Origin of the sequence: Sandarakinorhabdus rubra (genome assembly GCF_010994245.1) — a bacterium.
Lineage (GTDB): Bacteria > Pseudomonadota > Alphaproteobacteria > Sphingomonadales > Sphingomonadaceae > Sandarakinorhabdus > Sandarakinorhabdus rubra.
The window spans coordinates 1-3,129 of sequence record NZ_WMHO01000264.1 but is presented as its reverse complement, the minus strand read 5'-3'; the positions used below and the strand labels follow the sequence as shown (position 1 = coordinate 3,129).

The window sequence follows — 3,129 nt, the reverse complement described above, 5'->3', positions numbered from 1 at the left end:
CGCCGCCTCGGCAGCCGGCGCCTCACCGCGATCTTCGGGCGCCACACCAGCCGCTGCCAGAGCCTGCGTCACCCGCCGCCGCCCCAGGCCGCGCGCCGTCATCACCCGGTCCTTCATTGCGGCAAAGGCCGCATCGTCGACATAGCCCAGCGCCACCAGCCGTTCGGCCAATGTGTCGGGATCGGCCGGCCCCTCGCCCGCCCAGCCGCGCTCCTTCAGCTTGCGCGCCAGGTAGCGCCGCAGCTTCACCCTGGTGGTGGCAAAGCGCGCCGCATAGGCCAGCGCCAGTTCGTTGAGGCTGGCGGCATCCAGCGGTGCTGCCGGCCGGCGCTCGCCCTGCGGCGTGTGCCGGCGGGCTGGTTTGCGCCGGCCGGCAAGGCTTTCTTCATCATCCATGCCACTTTCTTGCCACTTTCGGGCCGGAATTTGAACGCCCCGGCGTGCGAGGGCGAGCGTGGATTCTGATTATGTTGGTGCGGCCGGGTCGGGCCGCGTGCCTTCGCCAGGGAGAAGATGATGGCCGAACCCGCAATGGGCCCCACCCCGACCAGCGACGCACTGCCGTCACGCCGGGCCGATTTTCCCACCTTGGGCGCTGCGCTGGATTATGCCGCCCTGGGCGACAAGGGCTATAATTTCCACGATGCACGCGCCGAACTGGTGCGCGCCTATCCCTACCGCGACCTGGCAGCCGATGCGCGCCGCCATGCTCGCCACTTCATTGCCGAAGGCGTGAAGCCCGGCGACCGCATCGCCCTGATTGCCGAGACCGGCGCCGGCTTTGCCGCGGCCTTCTATGGCGCCATCTATGCCGGCGCCCTGCCGGTGCCGCTGCCGCTGCCCACCAGCTTCGGCGGCCGCGAAGCCTATGTCGAACAGATCAGGGTGCAGCTGACCAGCTGCGATCCGTTGATGCTGCTGTCGCCGCCGGGCCTGCACCCGATCGTGAAGGACGCGGCCGCCGGCCTGTGCGCCGCCCATGACTGGGATGAATGGTTCAAGGGCGATGCGCCTGACGCCCCGCTGCCCGAGGCGAAGCCGACCGACATCGCCTATCTGCAATATTCTTCCGGCTCCACCCGTTTCCCGCACGGCGTCGCTGTCACCCATGAGGCGCTGCTGGCCAACCTTGCCGGCCATGCCCATTGCACCGGGGCCGGTGACGGCGACCGCGTGGTGAGCTGGCTGCCCTGGTATCACGACATGGGCCTGGTGGGCTGCATGCTGGCGCCGATGGCCAACCAGATCTCGGTCGACTATCTCGCCACCGAGGATTTCGCCCGCCGGCCGCTATCATGGCTCACCCTGATCAGCCGCAATCCGGACGCGACGCTCAGCTATTCGCCGACCTTCGGCTATGACATCTGCGCCCGCCGCATCTCGCCCTCGATTCCGGTGGCCGAACGCTATGACCTGTCGCGCTGGCGGGTGGCCGGCAACGGCGCGGACATGATCCGGCCCGAGGTGATGCAGGCCTTTGTCGACACCTTTGCCGCCGCAGGCTTCAAGGCGTCGGCCTTCCTGCCCAGCTATGGCCTTGCCGAGGCGACGCTGGCGGTGACCATCATGCCGGTGGGCATGGGCATTGTGTGCGACCTGATCGACGAGCGCACCCTGTCGGGCGCCAGCGCCGAACCCCGGGCTGACCATCGCCTGCCGACCCGCTATCGCGCCATCGTCAACTGCGGCAAGGCGCTGCCCGGCATGACCATCGAGATCCGCGATGAGGCCGGCCGCGTGCTGCCAGACCGCAAGATCGGCCGCGTGTTCGTGAAGGGGCTGGGCATCATGGCCGGCTATTTCCGCGATCCCGAAGCCACCGCCGCCTGCCTGAAGGACGGCTGGCTCGACACCGGCGACATGGCCTACATGAAGGACGGCTCGCTCTATATCGTCGGCCGCGCCAAGGACATGATCATCATCAACGGCAAGAACCACTGGCCGCAGGACATCGAATGGGCAATCGAGCAGCTGCCCGGCTTCAAGGCCGGCGACATTGCTGCTTTCTCGATCACCACGCCCAGCGGCGAGGAAGCGCCGGCCGTGCTGGTGCAGTGCCGCACCAGCGACAACGAGGAACGGCTGAAGCTGCGCGAGGCGATCAAGAGCAAGGTGAAGGCGATCACCGGCATGAGCTGCGTCGTTGAACTGGTGCCACCGCGCACGCTGCCGCGCACCTCGTCGGGCAAGCTGAGCCGTTCCAAGGCGCGGCTGCAGTATCTGTCGGGCGAGATCCAGCCGTTTGAAGTGGCCGCGTAACGCGCCGCGCGGCGCGCGGACAGCGACGCTGTCCACCGACTCGCGCAAGCGCGGCCAGCGGGTGCGCGCGGGCGCTTCGGCGCCCCAGCGCAGCCCGTCTGACGTCAGGGCGCGGCTTTGCCGCGACCGCGTCCCCGAACCAGAACAATGATTGAAACCGCCCCTATCGCCCTCACCGGCGCCACCGGCTTCGTTGGCAGCCGCGTCGCTGCGCTGGCTGACCGCCCGCTACGTGCGCTCACTCGGCGGCCGCAGCGCGCCGATGACCCCATCGCCTGGGTGATGGGCGATCTGGACGACCCCCACGCCCTGGCGCGGCTGTGCGACGGTGCCGATGCAGTGATCCACGTCGCCGGGGTGGTGAACGCCGCCGATGCCGCCGGCTTCCAGGCCGGCAACGCGCGCGGCACCGCCAACATGCTGGCCGCCGCCCGCGCCGCCGGGGTGCGGCGCTTCGTCCATGTCTCCAGCCTGGCCGCGCGCGAGCCATCATTGTCGCTCTATGGCGCCTCCAAGGCCGATGCCGAGCGGCTGGTGATGGCATGCCCTTTGGATTGGGTGATCGTGCGCCCGCCCGGCGTCTATGGCCCCGGCGATGCCGAGATGCTCGACCTGTTCAGGCTGGCGCGGCGGGGGTTCGGCCTCGCCCCGGGTGGGCCGGACGCCCGCATCAGCCTGATCCATGTCGATGATCTGGCCCGAGCCCTGCTTGTGCTGGCCGGCGCCGGGCCAAGCCGCGAGGTGCTGGAGCTGGACGATGGTGCAGGTGCGCGCGGCGGCCACACCCACGCCGATCATGCCGGCGCCATCGCCGCGGCGCTGGGCCGGAGGGGCGTGCGCATGATCCCGGTGGGCGATGCCCTGCTGGCT

The 3,129-nt window shown here is 69.6% G+C and carries 3 protein-coding genes; 2 read left to right on the top strand and 1 reads right to left on the bottom strand.

The features are described from left to right. On the bottom strand, positions 1–396 hold a 396-nt coding region (locus GJV64_RS13020), incomplete at its 3' end, for a RecX family transcriptional regulator (protein WP_164157751.1). A 120-nt stretch (positions 397–516) separates the two neighbouring features. On the opposite strand from GJV64_RS13020, the gene GJV64_RS13015 reads away from it, so the two are divergent. Continuing rightward, positions 517–2,259 (top strand): fatty acyl-AMP ligase, encoded by a 1,743-nt coding sequence (locus GJV64_RS13015; protein ID WP_408014999.1) that lies wholly within the window; start codon positions 517–519, stop codon positions 2,257–2,259. A 147-nt stretch (positions 2,260–2,406) separates the two neighbouring features. Beyond that, positions 2,407–3,129, top strand: a 723-nt coding sequence (locus GJV64_RS13010; protein WP_164157748.1) for an NAD-dependent epimerase/dehydratase family protein, incomplete at its 3' end; no start/stop codon positions are given.